17 protein-coding genes are annotated in these 17,515 nt (G+C 51.8%); 10 read left to right on the top strand and 7 right to left on the bottom strand.

The features are described from left to right. Positions 1-216: 216 nt before the first annotated feature. The 6 genes from ucpA (at position 217) to cysM (ending at position 6,009) form a co-directional block, all read left to right on the top strand. Complete coding sequence (gene ucpA / locus AACS05_RS16990) at positions 217-1,008, top strand: SDR family oxidoreductase UcpA (protein WP_045445939.1); 792 nt, start codon at positions 217-219, stop codon at positions 1,006-1,008. 157 nt (positions 1,009-1,165) lie between these two features. After that, positions 1,166-2,182 carry a thiosulfate/sulfate ABC transporter substrate-binding protein CysP gene (gene cysP / locus AACS05_RS16985; RefSeq protein WP_045445937.1) on the top strand — a complete coding sequence of 339 codons (1,017 nt, stop codon included), beginning with the start codon at positions 1,166-1,168 and terminating at the stop codon, positions 2,180-2,182. Further along, entirely contained in the window at positions 2,183-3,016 is an 834-nt protein-coding gene (gene cysT, locus AACS05_RS16980) for a sulfate/thiosulfate ABC transporter permease CysT (protein WP_045445935.1), read from the top strand. Then, positions 3,016-3,891: a sulfate/thiosulfate ABC transporter permease CysW gene (gene cysW / locus AACS05_RS16975; protein ID WP_045445933.1), complete on the top strand. Its 876-nt coding sequence runs from the start codon at positions 3,016-3,018 to the stop codon at positions 3,889-3,891. The genes cysT and cysW overlap by 1 nt, the downstream gene beginning before the upstream one ends. Continuing rightward, a complete protein-coding gene (gene cysA, locus AACS05_RS16970) occupies positions 3,881-4,978 on the top strand; it encodes a sulfate/thiosulfate ABC transporter ATP-binding protein CysA (protein WP_045445930.1) in 1,098 nt (365 codons plus the stop codon). The genes cysW and cysA overlap by 11 nt, the downstream gene beginning before the upstream one ends. Positions 4,979-5,097: 119 nt before the next feature. Further along, positions 5,098-6,009 (top strand): cysteine synthase CysM, encoded by a 912-nt coding sequence (cysM, locus tag AACS05_RS16965; protein WP_045445927.1) that lies wholly within the window; start codon positions 5,098-5,100, stop codon positions 6,007-6,009. A 71-nt stretch (positions 6,010-6,080) separates the two neighbouring features. Here the strand turns inward: cysM and AACS05_RS16960 are convergent, their stop codons facing one another. Next, positions 6,081-6,797 carry a type 1 glutamine amidotransferase gene (locus tag AACS05_RS16960; protein WP_045445926.1) on the bottom strand — a complete coding sequence of 239 codons (717 nt, stop codon included), beginning with the start codon at positions 6,795-6,797 and terminating at the stop codon, positions 6,081-6,083. A 13-nt stretch (positions 6,798-6,810) separates the two neighbouring features. Beyond that, positions 6,811-8,103, bottom strand: coding sequence for a MocR-like B6 salvage transcription factor PtsJ (gene ptsJ / locus AACS05_RS16955; protein ID WP_045445924.1), 1,293 nt, complete (start codon positions 8,101-8,103; stop codon positions 6,811-6,813). Between the two features lie 82 nt (positions 8,104-8,185). Here ptsJ and pdxK point away from each other — a divergent pair, with 82 nt between their 5' ends. Both pdxK and AACS05_RS16945 read left to right on the top strand, forming a co-directional pair. Then, entirely contained in the window at positions 8,186-9,052 is an 867-nt protein-coding gene (gene pdxK, locus AACS05_RS16950) for a pyridoxine/pyridoxal/pyridoxamine kinase (protein WP_045445922.1), read from the top strand. Further along, the gene (locus AACS05_RS16945) at positions 9,049-9,288 is read left to right on the top strand and encodes a hypothetical protein (RefSeq protein WP_045445919.1); all 240 of its coding nucleotides are present in this window, start codon (positions 9,049-9,051) and stop codon (positions 9,286-9,288) included. The genes pdxK and AACS05_RS16945 overlap by 4 nt, the downstream gene beginning before the upstream one ends. A 61-nt stretch (positions 9,289-9,349) precedes the next feature. On the opposite strand, the gene crr is transcribed toward AACS05_RS16945, so the two are convergent. The 5 genes from crr to cysZ form a co-directional block, all read right to left on the bottom strand. After that, complete coding sequence (gene crr / locus AACS05_RS16940; RefSeq protein WP_000522253.1) at positions 9,350-9,859, bottom strand: PTS glucose transporter subunit IIA; 510 nt, start codon at positions 9,857-9,859, stop codon at positions 9,350-9,352. A gap of 40 nt (positions 9,860-9,899) precedes the next feature. Then, entirely contained in the window at positions 9,900-11,627 is a 1,728-nt protein-coding gene (gene ptsI, locus AACS05_RS16935) for a phosphoenolpyruvate-protein phosphotransferase PtsI (protein ID WP_045445911.1), read from the bottom strand. 45 nt (positions 11,628-11,672) lie between these two features. Continuing rightward, on the bottom strand, positions 11,673-11,930 hold the full coding sequence (gene ptsH, locus AACS05_RS16930; protein WP_002913505.1) for a phosphocarrier protein Hpr: 258 nt from the start codon (positions 11,928-11,930) through the stop codon (positions 11,673-11,675). 383 nt (positions 11,931-12,313) lie between these two features. Then, positions 12,314-13,285: a cysteine synthase A gene (gene cysK, locus AACS05_RS16925; protein ID WP_045445901.1), complete on the bottom strand. Its 972-nt coding sequence runs from the start codon at positions 13,283-13,285 to the stop codon at positions 12,314-12,316. Positions 13,286-13,448: 163 nt separating this feature from the next. Then, positions 13,449-14,210, bottom strand: a complete 762-nt coding sequence (gene cysZ / locus AACS05_RS16920; protein WP_045445898.1) for a sulfate transporter CysZ — start codon at positions 14,208-14,210, stop codon at positions 13,449-13,451. Positions 14,211-14,441: 231 nt separating this feature from the next. Between cysZ and zipA the strand changes: the two genes are divergently transcribed. Then, positions 14,442-15,428: a cell division protein ZipA gene (gene zipA, locus AACS05_RS16915; RefSeq protein WP_045445895.1), complete on the top strand. Its 987-nt coding sequence runs from the start codon at positions 14,442-14,444 to the stop codon at positions 15,426-15,428. Positions 15,429-15,499: 71 nt separating this feature from the next. Beyond that, entirely contained in the window at positions 15,500-17,515 is a 2,016-nt protein-coding gene (gene ligA / locus AACS05_RS16910) for an NAD-dependent DNA ligase LigA (protein ID WP_045445892.1), read from the top strand.

The raw sequence follows: 17,515 nt of genomic DNA, 5'->3' as shown, positions 1-17,515 counted from the left end.
GTGCCTGGACTACAGATAGCAATCGTGCAGGCTTGTTGAGACGAAGCCGCTTTCCGACAAAATCCAGAGAAATAAGCTAATCCCCGCGTCGTCGGGGATTTTTTTTACCTGACATTAACCTGATTTAGTGAGCTATTCCTCAGCACTAATTTGTTATTGCTGTATCTTCTGCGTGAATGGAGTGTAAGGCTCCATATTCAAAAGGAGAATATTGAAATGGGAAAACTCACGGGCAAAACAGCATTGATTACGGGCGCATCTCAGGGCATTGGCGAAGGTATTGCCAGAACGTTTGCCCGCCATGGCGCGAACCTAATCTTGCTGGATATCTCCGATGAGATTGAAAAACTGGCAGATGAGCTGAGTGGACGCGGTCACCGTTGCACGGCAGTTCATGCGGACGTCAGAGATTTTGCTTCTGTCACGGCGGCGGTAGCACGTGCGAAGAAGATTGAGGGAAAAATCGATATTCTGGTCAACAATGCGGGCGTATGTCGCCTCGGCAGCTTCCTTGATATGAGCGATGAAGATCGCGACTTCCATATTGATATCAATATTAAAGGCGTCTGGAACGTGACGAAAGCCGTTCTGCCGGAGATGATTGCTCGTAAAGACGGACGCATTGTGATGATGTCATCCGTAACCGGCGATATGGTTGCCGATCCGGGCGAAACGGCGTACGCGCTGTCGAAAGCAGCAATTATCGGCTTAACCAAATCCCTGGCGGTGGAATACGCGCAGTCTGGTATTCGCGTGAATGCTATTTGTCCGGGCTATGTACGTACGCCGATGGCAGAAAATATTGCACGTCAGTCTAACCCGGATGATCCAGAGTCTGTATTAACTGAAATGGCGAAAGCGATCCCGATGCGTCGTCTGGCGTGTCCGCTTGAGGTTGGCGAACTGGCGGCGTTCCTGGCGTCCGATGAGTCCAGTTACCTGACCGGCACGCAAAACGTGATTGATGGCGGTAGCACTTTGCCTGAAAGCGTCAGCGTAGGCGTCTGACCGATGCCATCCTCCTCTCCGCGATATGGAGGGGAGGTACCCCTTATTCTCTTTTCAACTTTCAAATCATCAAACGGTATATAAAACCGTTACTCCTTTAGCACTGGTTATAAATATGATGGCCATAAGAAAGTCATTAAATTTATAAGGGTGCGCAATGGCCGTTAATTTCCTGAAAAAAAGCTCTCTGACGCTGGTCGCGTCTCTGCTACTGATAGGTCAGGCGCAGGCAACGGAACTACTGAACAGTTCTTACGATGTTTCCCGCGAGCTGTTTGCCGCCCTTAATCCACCGTTTGAGCAGCAATGGGCGAAGGATAACGGCGGGGATAAGCTGACCATTAAACAATCCCATGCCGGGTCATCAAAACAAGCGTTGGCGATTTTACAGGGGTTGAAAGCTGACGTGGTGACCTATAACCAGGTCACCGATGTGCAGATCCTGCACGATAAAGGCAAGCTGATCCCGGCCGACTGGCAAAGCCGTCTGCCGAATAACAGCTCGCCATTCTATTCCACCATGGGCTTCCTGGTACGTAAGGGGAATCCGAAGAATATCCACGACTGGAATGACCTGGTTCGTTCCGACGTAAAACTGATTTTCCCGAATCCGAAAACGTCCGGTAATGCCCGTTACACCTACCTTGCAGCGTGGGGTGCGGCAGATAAAGCTGACGGTGGCGACAAAGCCAAAACCGAGCAGTTTATGACGCAATTCCTGAAAAACGTTGAGGTATTTGATACCGGCGGTCGTGGCGCCACCACCACTTTTGCTGAACGTGGCCTGGGCGATGTGCTGATAAGCTTTGAATCAGAAGTGAATAACATCCGCAAGCAGTATGAAGCGCAGGGATTTGAAGTTGTTATTCCGAAAACCAATATTCTCGCTGAATTCCCGGTGGCGTGGGTAGACAAAAACGTGCAAGCCAATGGCACAGAAAAAGCGGCTAAGGCCTATCTGAACTGGCTCTACAGCCCTGAAGCACAGACTATCATCACCGACTATTACTATCGTGTGAACAATCCTGAGGTCATGGACAAGCTGAAGGATAAATTCCCGCAGACCGAACTGTTCCGCGTGGAAGACCACTTTGGCTCCTGGCCTGAGGTGATGAAAACGCACTTTGTCAGCGGTGGTGAGCTGGACAAACTGTTGGCGGCGGGGCGTAAGTAAATGTTTGCTGTTTCTTCCCGACGCGTGCTGCCTGGCTTTACCTTAAGCCTGGGCACCAGCTTGCTGTTTGTGTGCCTGATATTGCTGCTGCCGCTCAGTGCGCTGGTGATGCAACTGGCGCAAATGAGCTGGGCACAATACTGGGATGTGATTACTAATCCGCAGGTTGTGGCGGCCTATAAAGTGACGCTGATTTCAGCGTTTGTGGCCTCGATTTTTAACGGTGTATTTGGTCTGTTGATGGCGTGGATCTTAACCCGCTATCGCTTTCCAGGCCGCACGTTGCTGGATGCGTTAATGGATTTGCCTTTTGCCCTGCCAACGGCGGTGGCGGGCCTGACGCTGGCGTCGTTGTTTTCGGTCAACGGTTTCTACGGCGAGTGGCTGGCGAAGTTCGATATCAAAGTGACTTACACCTGGCTGGGAATTGCAGTCGCTATGGCGTTTACCAGCATTCCGTTCGTGGTGCGTACCGTTCAACCGGTGCTGGAAGAGTTAGGGCCGGAGTATGAAGAAGCCGCTGAAACACTCGGTGCTACACGGTTACAGAGCTTTCGTAAAGTGGTGCTGCCGGAGTTATCTCCCGCGCTGATAGCGGGCGTGGCACTCTCTTTCACCCGCAGCCTGGGTGAGTTTGGCGCAGTTATCTTTATTGCCGGGAACATCGCGTGGAAAACAGAAGTGACCTCACTGATGATTTTTGTCCGCTTGCAGGAGTTTGACTATCCCGCTGCCAGCGCGATTGCGTCGGTTATTCTCGGGGCTTCATTGTTGCTGCTGTTTTCGATTAACACCCTGCAAAGTCGTTTTGGTCGACGCGTGGTAGGTCACTGATGGCAGAAATTACTCAATTGAAACGCTATGGCGCATCCCGCATCAACTGGGGTAAATGGTTTCTAATCGGCACGGGCATGCTGGTATCAGCATTTATTTTGCTGGTACCGATGATTTATATCTTCGTTCAGGCGTTCAGCAAGGGATTAATGCCGGTATTACAGAATCTGGCCGATCCGGACATGCTGCACGCCATTTGGCTGACGGTGCTGATTGCGTTGATTGCCGTGCCGGTGAATCTGGTCTTTGGCGTGCTACTGGCCTGGCTGGTAACCCGCTTTAACTTTCCTGGACGCCAGTTGCTGCTGACGTTACTGGATATCCCGTTTGCCGTGTCGCCTGTTGTGGCTGGTCTGGTGTATCTGCTGTTTTACGGTTCTAACGGCCCATTGGGTGGCTGGCTGGATGAACATAATCTGCAAATTATGTTTGCCTGGCCGGGAATGGTGCTGGTCACGGTTTTCGTTACCTGTCCATTTGTAGTACGCGAGCTGGTTCCGGTCATGCTGAGCCAGGGCAGTCATGAAGATGAGGCGGCGATTCTGCTGGGCGCATCGGGCTGGCAGATGTTCCGTCGCGTTACTCTGCCGAATATTCGCTGGGCGCTGTTGTACGGCGTGGTGTTGACCAACGCCCGTGCAATTGGGGAATTCGGAGCAGTATCGGTAGTTTCCGGTTCGATTCGTGGTGAAACCCTGTCGCTGCCGTTACAGATTGAATTACTGGAGCAGGACTACAACACCGTCGGCTCCTTTACCGCCGCCGCGTTATTGACGCTGATGGCGATTGTTACCCTGTTTTTGAAGAGCATGTTGCAATGGCGTCTGGAGAACCAGGAAAAACGCGCGCAGCAGGAGGAAAATCATGAGCATTGAGATTGCCAATATTAAGAAGTCTTTTGGTCGCACCCAGGTGCTGAATGATATCTCACTGGATATTCCTTCAGGTCAGATGGTCGCGCTGCTGGGGCCTTCTGGCTCGGGTAAAACCACATTGCTACGCATTATTGCCGGGCTGGAGCATCAGTCCAGCGGACATATTCGTTTTCACGGTACGGATGTGAGTCGTCTGCACGCCCGCGACCGTAAAGTCGGTTTCGTATTTCAGCATTATGCCCTGTTCCGCCATATGACCGTATTCGACAATATCGCCTTTGGTCTGACGGTATTGCCACGCCGTGAGCGTCCGAATGCGGCGACTATCAAAGCGAAAGTGACTAAGCTGCTGGAGATGGTGCAACTTGCCCATCTGGCGGACCGTTTCCCGGCGCAGCTTTCCGGCGGGCAGAAGCAGCGTGTAGCGCTGGCACGTGCGTTGGCGGTAGAACCGCAGATCCTGCTGCTTGATGAACCGTTTGGTGCGCTCGATGCTCAGGTACGTAAAGAGCTGCGTCGCTGGTTGCGCCAGCTTCACGAAGAGTTGAAATTCACCAGTGTATTTGTCACTCACGATCAGGAAGAAGCGACGGAAGTTGCTGATCGCGTGGTAGTGATGAGCCAGGGACATATTGAGCAGGCAGATGCGCCGGACCAGGTATGGCGCGAACCAGCAACCCGCTTTGTACTGGAGTTCATGGGTGAGGTTAACCGTCTGCAGGGTACTATTCGCGGCGGGCAGTTCCACGTTGGAGCTCACCGCTGGCCGCTGGGATATACGCCTGCGTATCAGGGAGCGGTTGATCTGTTCTTGCGTCCGTGGGAAGTGGATGTCAGTCGCCGTACCAGCCTGGATTCTCCTCTACCGGTGCAGGTGCTGGAGGCCAGTCCGAAAGGCCACTACACCCAATTAGTTGTGCAGCCGCTGGGGTGGTATAACGAGCCGCTGACGGTTGTGATGCAAGGTGATGATTCCCCTGTCCGTGGTGAACGCCTGTTTGTTGGGTTGCAAAATGCGCGTCTGTATAACGGCGAGCAACGCATTGAAACACGCGAAGCGGAGCTTGCTCTGGCAGAATCAGCCTGATAGCTTAATTTATATGTTTATCACCCGGTGGCGTACTGCTTGCCGGGTCTACAGTCTCTAGTCGTCACTTGTAGGCCGGGTAAGCGTAGCGCCACCCGGCTTTTTTATGAGCAGAAAACGTGAATACATTAGAACAAACGATTGGCAATACGCCTCTGGTCAAACTGCAACGCCTTGCGCCGGATAACGGCAGTGAAATTTGGGTTAAGCTGGAAGGGAATAACCCGGCAGGTTCGGTGAAAGACCGCGCTGCGCTATCAATGATTGTCGAAGCGGAAAAACGTGGGGAAATCAAATCCGGTGATGTGCTGATTGAGGCAACCAGTGGTAATACCGGAATTGCGTTGGCGATGATTGCCGCACTGAAAGGTTATCGCATGAAGCTTCTGATGCCTGACAACATGAGCCAGGAGCGGCGTGCGGCGATGCGTGCCTACGGTGCTGAGCTTATTCTGGTCAGCAAAGAACAGGGGATGGAAGGGGCGCGTGACTTGGCGCTGGAAATGGCCGAACGCGGTGAAGGAAAACTGCTCGATCAGTTTAATAATCCCGATAACCCGTATGCGCATTACACAACGACCGGGCCGGAAATTTGGCAGCAGACGTCAGGTCGCATTACGCATTTTGTCTCCAGCATGGGGACCACCGGCACCATTACCGGCGTGTCACGTTTTCTGCGTGAGCAGGAAAAGCCGGTGACAATTGTTGGTCTGCAGCCGGAGGAAGGGAGCAGCATTCCCGGTATTCGACGCTGGCCTGCGGAATATATGCCAGGAATTTTTAACGCTTCGTTGGTTGATGAGGTCTTAGATATTCATCAGGACGACGCCGAAAACACGATGCGAGAACTGGCGATTCGCGAAGGCATTTTCTGCGGAGTAAGCTCTGGCGGGGCTGTGGCAGGGGCGTTACGCGTGGCGCATGCCACACCGGGTGCGGTGGTGGTAGCAATCATCTGCGATCGTGGCGACCGCTATCTTTCAACCGGAGTCTTTGGCGAAGAACACTTTAATCAGGGGGCAGGGATTTAAGGGTGTTGTTGTAGGGATGCCAATGAGCTTGTAGGCCGGACAAGCGTGGCGCTATCCGGCCTCTCTGTATATTATCCGCGGTGTTTCTCTACCAGCAGATCGAGGAACTGCCAGAGTTTCTCATTCATCTGTTGGTAATCCCACTCGCGCATTTCGGCAACTGAACGGATAAAGCGTTTTCCTTTTGCCTCAGCAAGTTCTTGCTCTGAGTGTTGAATCAGTCCCTCAATCGCTTCGGCGGTAAATTCCATATGGCACTGGAAACCGTAGACAAAGTTACCGTATTGCACGATTTGTCGCGGGCAGCCAACGCTTGTGGCAAGGACTGTTGCCTGGTCGGTTAACCCTGGCATATCGTTGTGCCAGTGGCCGACAATCAGCGGCGATCCAAAGTGGGCAATGAACGGATGCTGTTTGCCAGCCTCAGTCAGCGTAATGGGGGAATGCCCAATCTCTTTTTCCGGGCTCTGACACACTTTTGCGCCCAACGCCTCGCCAATCAGTTGTGATCCCAGACAGATCCCCACCACAATCTTACGTGCAGAAATCGCCTGGTTAATCAGATGCTGTTCGGCCAGAGAGTCAAAGTACGGGCATTCTGCGAGCGTGGTTCGTGGAGACTGCGGGCCACCAAACACGACCAGCATATCGAAGCTATCAGCACTGGCTGGTATTGACTCTCCAGCGTAAACGCACGACCAGGTGATGGTATAACCACGCTCTTCGGCCCATGGCAGGTAAGCGCCAGCAGATTCAAATGACTCATGAATAACAAAATGAACTCGCACGTTTTCTCTCCTGTTAGCGCTTCAGCGTCTGATGAATATCAGCCGCCAGCTTGTTGATGTCGCTGTCTTTCAGCATTGACAACGTAATTCGCAGACCATGTGAAGGCGCATTGACACCAAAAACTTCACCTTCACGTACCAGCCAGCCAAACTTAGCTAGCGCAAAGGCGAGTGGCTGGCTGTGAGTTTCCAGCGGTAGCCAGAAGTTCAGGCCATCACCAGCATGAAGCTCAATACCATGTTGTTTGAGGGCCAGGACGAGCTTTTGTTGCTGAGAGGCGTAAAACTGCTGAGTCAGTGTCAGCGTGCGCTGGTACTCATTGTCACTCAGGCAGGCGCAGGCTAAATCCTGTAGCAGATGGCTGACCCACTGGCTACCGGAGTTGAGCCGTAGACGGAGTTTCGCGGAGGTAGCCGGATCGCTGGCCACGATGGCAAGTCGCAGGTCAGGACCTAATGTTTTAGACATGGATCTGACGACCGCCCAGTGATGTGTCTGTTCCGCAATGACTGGATGCCAGCGGGAAGCGGAAAGCAGGGCAAAGTGATCGTCAATAATCACCAGTGTTTGCGGGTAACGAGCCAGAATATTCTGCAATTCGGTAGCGCGAACTGCGCTCAGACTACACCCCGTCGGATTGTGCGCGCGCGGGGTAAGGATAACCGCCCGGGCCCCTTTTTGTAGCGCCAGTTCCAGCATCTCAGGTTGCATGCCTTCGCTATCCACATTGACTGGACTGGCGGAAAAACCAGCATAACGCAACATATTGATGCTACTCAAAAAACAAGGATCTTCTACTGCGACGCTATCGCCCGGTAGTAAATGGGCGCACAGTAGTCGTTCGATAGCATCAATTGCGCCACTGGTGATATCAATTTCGCCCGTACAGGGTATGGCATCCTGCATCCATTGTGTCGCCCACGTCTTCAAACCCGGCGATACTGCAGCATCACCATACAATCGCGGAGTCTTATTTATCTTCGCGAAATAACGGCTCAGGTCGGGCAGGAGATGCGCTGCAGGATTGCCGCCGGAAAGGTCGGTCAGAGGGGTATCCGGATTACTGCCCTCCAGCGCGACGGGCGAGGATAATCCCTTGATGACGGTACCATTTCGCCCCTGGCTGATTGCCAGCCCGGAGGTGACCAGCCGTTTATATGCCGCTGCGACAGTATTGCGATTGACGTTTAATGCCGCGGCCAGCTCCCTTACCGGCGGCAGCGTTTCGCCAGGCATAAATGTGCCTGTAGCGACATGTTGACGAATACTGTCAAAAATTTCGTTAGCGGTTTTTCCGTCGATCATTATTGACCTATGACAAAATGAATTTTAGCATATGACGATAATAGTGAGGTGAAAGCCCGCTGTCCAGCGAGAGGAGAGGTTTATGGAGCAGGAGAGTGAAATACAGTCAGTGCTCTTCGACGACACGCATCGGGCGTTACAGACCGATATCGTCGCCGTCCAGTCACAGGTGGTGTATGGCAGTGTCGGTAACAGTATCGCCGTGCCAGCCATCAAAGCACAGGGGTTACGGGTGACGGCGATCCCCACGGTGTTGTTCAGTAATACTCCACATTATGAGACCTTTTACGGTGGGATAATCCCTGCAGACTGGTTTAGTGGTTATCTCAGGGCCTTAAATGAGCGTGATGCTTTGCGTGAGCTAAAGGCGGTGACCACGGGATATATGGGGAGCGCGGAACAAATCGCCTTGCTGGCACAGTGGCTGGAAATTGTTCGCGTCACGCACCCGGACCTGTGTATTTTAGTCGATCCGGTGATCGGTGATACGGATAGCGGAATGTATGTGAAGGCCGAAATCCCGGATGCTTACCGCAAACACTTGATGCCGCTGGCGCAAGGACTGACGCCAAATGTGTTTGAGCTGCAAATGTTGAGTGGAAAACCGTGTCGTACGCTGGATGAAGCGATAACTGCGGCAAAATCTTTGCTCACCGAGACGCTAAAATGGGTTGTGATCACCAGCGCACCGGGCGAAACCCCGGAGGTTATCAATGTTGCAGTGGTAACGGCTGATACGGTGGAAGTGTTAACCCACCCCAGAGTAAAGACGGATCTAAAGGGAACTGGCGATTTGTTTTGCGCTGAACTGGTGAGCGGTATTGTTTTAGGGAAACCCCTCACCGCTGCGACACACGATGCCGCACAGCGCGTACTGGAAGTGATGACATGGACGCAACGGTGCGGTTGTGACGAATTAATTCTGCCACCAGCAGGGGAGGCGCGATGAAGAGTTATCGGCTGGTGGTTTGCCAGCATGGACGTATGATTGGACATTTTGATACCAGCGGGACGGAAGCACTGGAAAATATTTGTGTGGCTCGTGCAATGTTCGGTATTGCTGGTGGGTATGATTGCGAATTGCTGGTGTCAGATTCAGAAAGACGCATGCTGGAAAGTGGTCCGGAAGGGATGAAAATCCTGATGCGCGAGGCGTGTTACCGACCGGTGACCTCTGTATTGTAATGCCGGATGAAGTGTATAAAAAAATGGCGCCATCAGGCGCCATTCTTCACTACCGTAAGAATTACTTCTTGATGCGGATAACCGGGGTTTCACCCACGGTTACGCTACCGGACAGTTTGATCAGTTCTTTGATTTCGTCCATGTTGGAGATAACAACCGGAGTCAGGGTAGACTTGGCTTTCTCTTCCAGCAGAGGCAGATCGAATTCAATAACCGGGTCGCCCACTTTAACGCGTTGACCTTCTTCAGCGATACGCTTGAAGCCTTCGCCTTTCAGTTCAACGGTATCGATACCGAAGTGAACGAACAGCTCAATGCCGCTATCAGATTCGATAGAGAACGCATGGTTGGTTTCAAAGATTTTGCCGATGGTGCCGTCTACCGGGGCAACCATTTTATTACCGGTTGGTTTGATAGCGATGCCATCACCAACGATTTTTTCAGCAAAAACTACATCCGGCACGTCTTCGATGTTGACGATCTCGCCAGAGAGCGGAGCAACAATCTCAATAGTTCCGGTGTCTTTCTTATCATCAGAAACCAGAGATTTCAGTTTATCGAACAAACCCATGATCTTCTCCTAAGCAGTAAATTGGGCCGCATCTCGTGGATTAGCAGATTGTTTTTTCTTCAATGAACTTGTTAACTAAAGCCATTAACTCGTCCGTTGTCGGTTGAGCAAGAGCCTGCTCTGCTAACACCTTCGCATCTTCGAAGTTCGTGTTACGGATAATCTTCTTAATGCGCGGGATAGAAATGGCGCTCATAGAGAATTCGTCCAGACCCATCCCCAGCAACAGAAGTGTAGCACGTTCGTCGCCTGCAAGCTCACCACACATGCCGGTCCATTTGCCTTCAGCATGAGAAGCATCAATAACTTGCTTGATCAGCGTCAGAACAGATGGCGACATCGGTTGGTAAAGGTGTGAAATCATATCATTACCACGGTCAACTGCCAGGGTGTACTGCGTTAAATCATTGGTGCCGATACTAAAGAAATCAACTTCTTTGGCTAAATGACGCGCAATCGTTGCCGCAGCTGGTGTTTCCACCATTACGCCAATCTCGATGCTTTCGTCAAATGCTTTACCTTCGTCGCGCAGTTCCTGTTTATAGATTTCAATCTCTTTACGCAGTGCACGCACTTCTTCAACAGAGATGATCATCGGGAACATGATGCGCAGTTTACCGAAAGCAGAAGCACGCAGGATAGCGCGAACCTGGTCACGCAGGATCTCTTTACGATCCATAGCGATACGCACGGCACGCCAGCCCAGGAATGGGTTCTCTTCTTTCGGGAAGTTCATGTACGGCAGTTCTTTATCACCGCCAATGTCCATGGTACGTACGATGACAGCCTGAGAGCCACATGCTTCTGCAACGGCTTTATACGCGGCAAACTGTTCTTCTTCAGTCGGCAGCGAGTCACGGTCCATGAACAGGAATTCGGTACGATACAGACCAACACCTTCAGCGCCATTACGCTCAGCGCCTTCAACGTCACGAACGGTACCGATATTGGCGCAAACTTCCACCTGATGTCCATCCAGCGTGATAGCTGGCAGATCTTTCAGCTTAGCGAGTTCCGCTTTTTCGGTCGCCACCTGCTCCTGAACGGCACGCAGTTGCTCGATAACGTCGTTAGTTGGATTGACGTAAACCTGGTTGTTTACGGCATCCAGAATCAGATAGTCGTCGTTTTTAACCTGAGAGGTAACACTACCGGTACCCACGATGGCAGGCAGTTCGAGGGAACGCGCCATAATTGAGGTGTGGGAAGTACGGCCACCTGCGTCAGTAATGAAACCCAGCACCTTGTTCAGGTTCAGCTGTGCGGTTTCTGACGGAGTCAGATCGGCGGCAACCAGAATAACTTCTTCCTGAATGGCGCTCAGGTCGATAATTGCCAGACCCAGGATGTTACGCAGCAGGCGTTTACCGATATCACGTACGTCAGCCGCACGTTCTTTCAGGTATTCATCATCCAGCTCTTCCAGGGCTGTGGCCTGACCTTCGATAATTTCATGCGCAGCTGCGTCAGCCGTCATGTGCTTATCTTTAATCAGGGCTATGATTTCCTGCTCCAGCTCCTCATCTTCGAGCAGCATGATATGCCCTTCAAAGATGGCTTCTTTTTCTTCACCGAACGTTTCACCAGCTTTAGTTTTGATCGCTTCCAGTTGCGCAGATGCCTTGGCACGACCGCTCAGAAAACGTTCAACTTCCTGATCAACCTTGTCGGCAGAAATTTTTTTCCGGTCAATGACGATCTCGTCTTCTTTCAGCAGCAGTGCCTTGCCAAAAGCGATACCCGGGGATGCTAAAATGCCTGAAATCATAACCCTACCTTACTTGTGACTGATATTGAAAAGAACTCGTTGAACTTACTCGAGTTCAGCCATCAGTTTAACCAGATGCTCAACTGCTTTCTGCTCGTCTTCGCCTTCTGCGGAAAGGGTAACAACGGTGCCCTGAGTCAGGCCCAGAGTCTGCAGTTTAAACAGGCTTTTTGCGCTGGCGCTTTTGCCGTTGGAAGTCACAGTAATTTCAGAAGTAAAGCCTTTTGCTTCTTTAACAAACTGAGCAGCAGGGCGAGTATGCAGACCGTTCGGAGCGGTAATGGTAACTTCTTGCTGGAACATTATATTTCCCCAACTTATAGGTTTAGTGTTGTGGAACTAAAGTCTAGCCTGGCGGTTCAACTTTAGCCTGTATTGTTAGCGTCGACGTAAACAGGACGCGACACAAAAGGAGTTCGGTGCAATCCGTTGCTGGCAACTTCTTGCCGCTGACGTTTCGTTCGTCATTAAACATTATGCCGCGAAAGGAAGAGTTGAACCAAATCATAAAATCGATTCAGCTAGCGCTTTTCCTGTAACGATTAATTTCGCGCATCAAAATAATTAGTTTGGTTAAATACCAGTTCCGGCAGGCTGAATCAATGCCAGGTGGGTTGAAACTTTGAAGCAGGCCACAAAAAAGCACCCAAAAGGGTGCTTTTTTACGCGTTTTTAACATGCTGGCATTACTGTTGCAGTTCTTTCTCAGTAAAGAGATCGGCAAACAGTGCAGTGCTCAGATAACGCTCACCCGATGACGGTAGAATAACCACTATATTCTTATTGGTAAAGGCTTCATCTTCCTGGAGCTTAAGTGCAGCAGCAACCGCAGCACCCGAAGAGATACCTGCCAGAATACCTTCTTCTTCCATCAGGCGGCGCGCTGTAGAGATGGCTTCTTCATTAGTGATCGCCACGACTTTATCGATTAGCTTCAGGTCAAGGTTACCCGGAATGAAGCCTGCGCCAATACCCTGAATTTTGTGCGGACCAGGTTTAAGTTCTTCACCTGCCAGAGCCTGGGCGATAACTGGAGAATCTGTAGGTTCAACAGCAACGGTGATGAGGTCCGTTTTGCCCTTGGTCCCTTTAATGTAGCGTGTTACCCCGGTCAATGTACCGCCGGTACCCACGCCAGAGATAAACACATCAACCTGACCATCGGTGTCTTCCCAGATTTCCGGGCCGGTGGTTTTTTCATGGATTTCCGGGTTTGCCGGGTTGCTGAACTGCTGAAGCAACAGGAATTTTTCCGGATCGCTGGCGACAATTTCTTCCGCTTTCTGAATGGCGCCTTTCATACCTTTTGCGCCTTCGGTCAGTACCAGGTTCGCACCCAGTGCTTTCAGCAACTTACGACGCTCAATGCTCATGGTCTCCGGCATCGTCAGAGTCAGTTTGTAACCGCGAGCGGCGGCGACATAGGCCAGCGCAATCCCGGTATTACCACTGGTTGGTTCGACCAGCTCAACGCCCGGTTTCAGTACCCCACGTTTTTCGGCATCCCAAATCATATTGGCACCGATACGGCATTTGACACTAAAGCTTGGGTTACGTGATTCCACCTTCGCCAGAATGCGTCCGTTACCGATACGGTTCAGTCGAACCAGCGGCGTATGACCGATAGTCAGCGAGTTGTCTTCAAAAATCTTACTCATGGCCTGTCCTTAACTGTATGAAATTGGGATACCGCTTCAGCATACCTGTTGAAAAAGTATGGGGAAGTAAGGAATTCGCATATCTATATGCTGATGAGAAATAATGCGTTCCAGTATGGAATAAGAGTGGATCTAAGCCACTCGTGTTTTACACATATTTGCATTATTTCCATAACGCGTGTTTATCACGATAGCAATCTACCCACATCGCCGTGGCTCCACAAACCGCGACTGGCATGATCACCAGATTCAGTACCGGGATCAGTGTGAACAGACTGGTCAGCGCGCCAAACTGCATATTAGTGACTTTGCGCGTGCGCAGGGCGGTGCGCATCTCTTTGAAAGGAACTTTGTGGTTATCAAAAGGATAGTCGCAGTACTGAATAGCCAGCATCCACGCGCTGAACAAAAACCACAGCACCGGCGCGACAGTCTGACCAATCCCGGGAATGAAATAGAGAAGCAGAAGCACAACGGCGCGCGGAAGATACCATGCCAGCTTTTGCCATTCGCGTTTCATAATGCGCGGCACATCTTTCATTATGCCTAGCACCCCGGTGTCTGGCGGGGTTGCGCCGGTCAGGCGCGCTTCCAGTTGTTCTGCCAGCAATCCGTTAAAGGGGGCGGCGATCCAGTTAGCAATCGTGGAGAAAAAGTAGCCAAATACCAACAGTACGGAAATGGTCACAATAGGCCAGAGTAAATAACTGAGCCACTGTAGCCACTGCGGGACATGGCTCATCAGTGCGGGGATCCAGCTATCCAGTTGCGTAAATAACCACCAGAATGCTCCCCCCATCAGCAGAATATTCACCAGCAAAGGCAGGAGAACAAAACGACGGATCCCCGGTTGGGTGATGAGTTTCCATCCCTGAGAAAAGTAATAAAAACCGCTGCGTGATATAACTGCAGATGATGAAACCATAGTCAGGACGTACTCCGTATTATATAAACCCTGGGTAAACTTTACCTATCTTACTCGGTTGTTGAGCGTAGACCAGTTCGGAAATGTTCGAAAAAACAGCAAAAAGCACGATTTTGTTCATCTTTATGCTGTGAAAGTTGAGAGCGCACTTGCACTTGGCGTAATCGACAAATACTCTTAGTAAGTAAATGTTTGCCGTGGTGGCAAGGTGTTAGAACAACAGAGAATATAATGATGCAGGATTTGCGTCTGATATTAATCATTGTTGGCGCGATCGCCATAATCGCTTTACTGGTACATGGTTTCTGGACTAGCCGTAAAGAGCGGTCTTCTATATTCCGCGATCGCCCACTTAAACGCATGAAGTCTAAACGTGACGATGAGGATTCGTTCGACGATAACGTCGAGGAAGACGAAGGTGTGGGCGAAGTTCGCGTTCATCGTGTGAATCATGCTCCCGGCAACGCTCAGGAACATGGGGTTCCTCCTCAGTCGCCGCAACACCAGTACCAGCCGCCTTATGCGTCTGCTCAGCCGCGTCAACCCGCGCAGCAGCCCGCTGAAGCGCCGGTGCCGCCGCCGCATGTTCAGCATCCGCCGCAGCCTGTACAACAGCAACAGCCTGTACAACACCAGCCGGTTCAGCCTCAGCCAGTGGCCCCGCAGGTTCAGCAACCCGTGCAGCAAGCCCCGCAACCTGCACCGCAGACCTTCCAGCCTGTGGAGCCAGCCGTGGAGCATCAACCGCAGCCTGAACCCGTTGTTGAAAAAGAGCCTGTTGCTGAAAAACCGCAGCGTAAAGAAGCGGTCATCATTATGAACGTCGCGGCTCATCATGGCAGCGAGCTTAATGGTGAAGTGCTGCTCAACAGCATTCAGCAGGCCGGCTTCAAGTTTGGCGATATGAATATTTTCCATCGTCATCTGAGCCCGGACGGCAGCGGTCCGTCGCTGTTCAGCCTTGCGAATATGGTGAACCCCGGAACGTTTGATCCTGAGATGACCGGCGATTTTACCACCCCTGGTGTCACCATCTTTATGCAGGTGCCTTCTTATGGGGACGAGCTGCAAAACTTTAAGCTGATGTTGCAGTCTGCACAGCACATTGCTGATGAAGTCGGCGGTGTGGTGCTTGATGATCAGCGTCGAATGATGACGCCGCAGAAACTGCGCGAGTATCAGGACCGCATCCGCGAAGTTAAAGAATCACACGCCTGATCTTCTTCTGGCGTGACATCTCCTTTCTGAACCCCCGCCTGTCGGGGGTTTTTTATCATTGATGGTGCGATATGGAATCAATCGAACAACAACTGACAGAACTGCGAACCACGCTTCGCCATCATGAGTATCTCTACCATGTGATGGATGCGCCGGAAATTCCCGATGCGGAATATGACCGCCTGATGCGTGGACTGCGTGAACTGGAAGCGCAGCATCCGGAGCTGGTTACGCCCGACTCGCCAACTCAACGCGTAGGAGCAGCCCCGCTGGCGGCGTTTAGCCAGATACGCCATGAAGTCCCAATGCTGTCGCTGGATAACGTCTTTGATGAAGAGAGTTTTCTGGCCTTCAATAAACGCGTGCAGGACAGGCTGAAGAGTACCGACAAACTGACCTGGTGCTGCGAGCTGAAGCTGGACGGTCTGGCGGTAAGTATCTTGTATGAAAATGGTGTGCTGGTGAGTGCTGCGACACGCGGTGATGGTACGACTGGCGAAGATATTACCTCTAATGTGCGCACCATTCGCGCTATCCCGCTAAAATTGCGTGGCGAAAATATTCCAGCCCGTCTGGAAGTGCGTGGTGAGGTGTTCCTGCCACAGGCCGGATTTGAAAAAATCAATGAAGAAGCGCGTCGTACTGGCAATAAAGTGTTTGCTAACCCGCGTAATGCGGCGGCGGGTTCGTTGCGCCAGCTTGATCCACGTATTACGGCGAAGCGACCACTTACTTTCTTCTGTTATGGCGTCGGCGTGCTTGAAGGAGGCGAACTGCCTGATACCCATCTGGGCCGCTTGTTGCAATTTAAAGCATGGGGGCTTCCGGTCAGCGACAGAGTGACGCTATGCGATTCACCAGAAGCTGTTCTGGCGTTCTACCACAAGGTGGAGGAGGACCGTCCGTCGCTTGGTTTTGACATTGACGGTGTGGTCATTAAGGTCAACTCAATGGCGCTGCAGGAGCAACTGGGCTTCGTTGCCCGCGCACCGCGCTGGGCTGTGGCGTTTAAATTCCCTGCGCAGGAACAGATGACCTTTGTGCGCGATGTCGAATTCCAGGTTGGACGTACCGGTGCGATTACGCCCGTTGCCCGTCTTGAGCCAGTACAGGTCGCCGGCGTGCTGGTCAGTAACGCCACGCTACATAACGCCGACGAAATCGAGCGTCTTGGTTTGCGCATCGGTGACAAAGTAGTGATTCGCCGTGCAGGTGATGTGATCCCGCAGGTCGTGAACGTGGTGCTTTCCGAGCGCCCGGAAGAGACGCGTGAAATAGAATTCCCTACCCAATGCCCGGTATGTGGATCTGACGTTGAGCGTGTTGAAGGTGAGGCTGTTACCCGCTGTACCGGTGGTTTAATTTGTGGTGCACAGCGTAAAGAATCTCTCAAACATTTTGTTTCGCGTAGGGCGCTGGACGTTGACGGCATGGGCGATAAAATTATCGACCAACTGGTTGAGAAAGAGTATGTCCATACGCCAGCCGATCTGTTCCAGTTAACTGCTGGTAAGCTGACCGGACTGGATCGTATGGGGCCAAAGTCGGCGCAAAATGTGGTGAATGCACTGGAGAAAGCGAAAGAAACGACGTTTGCCCGTTTCCTCTATGCGCTTGGTATTCGTGAGGTTGGTGAAGCGACTGCTGCGGGACTGGCTGCTTATTTCGGTACCCTGGATGCGCTGGAAGCAGCGTCCATTGACGAACTGCAAAAAGTACCGGATGTTGGCATCGTGGTGGCCACGCACGTGTTTAACTTCTTTGCGGAAGAGAGTAACCGCGAGGTCATTGGCCAACTGCTGGCACAAGGCATTCACTGGCCCGCTCCTGTTGTTATCAATGCAGAGGAGATAGACAGTCCCTTCGCCGGTAAGACGGTGGTGCTGACAGGAAGTCTGAGCCAGATGTCCCGTGATGATGCTAAAGCCAGACTGAGCGAACTCGGTGCGAAAGTTGCGGGAAGCGTATCGAAGAAAACCGACCTGGTGATTGCTGGCGAAGCGGCAGGATCGAAGCTGGCGAAGGCCCAGGAACTGGGCATTGCCGTGATTGATGAAGCCGAAATGATTCGTTTACTGGGTGCCTGA

It is taken from the genome of Citrobacter sp. S-77, from assembly GCF_963864895.1.
GTDB classification, from domain to species: Bacteria; Pseudomonadota; Gammaproteobacteria; order Enterobacterales; family Enterobacteriaceae; genus Citrobacter; species Citrobacter murliniae.
The sequence above is the reverse complement of the archived record's forward strand: the minus strand, read 5'-3'. Positions and strand labels throughout refer to the sequence as shown.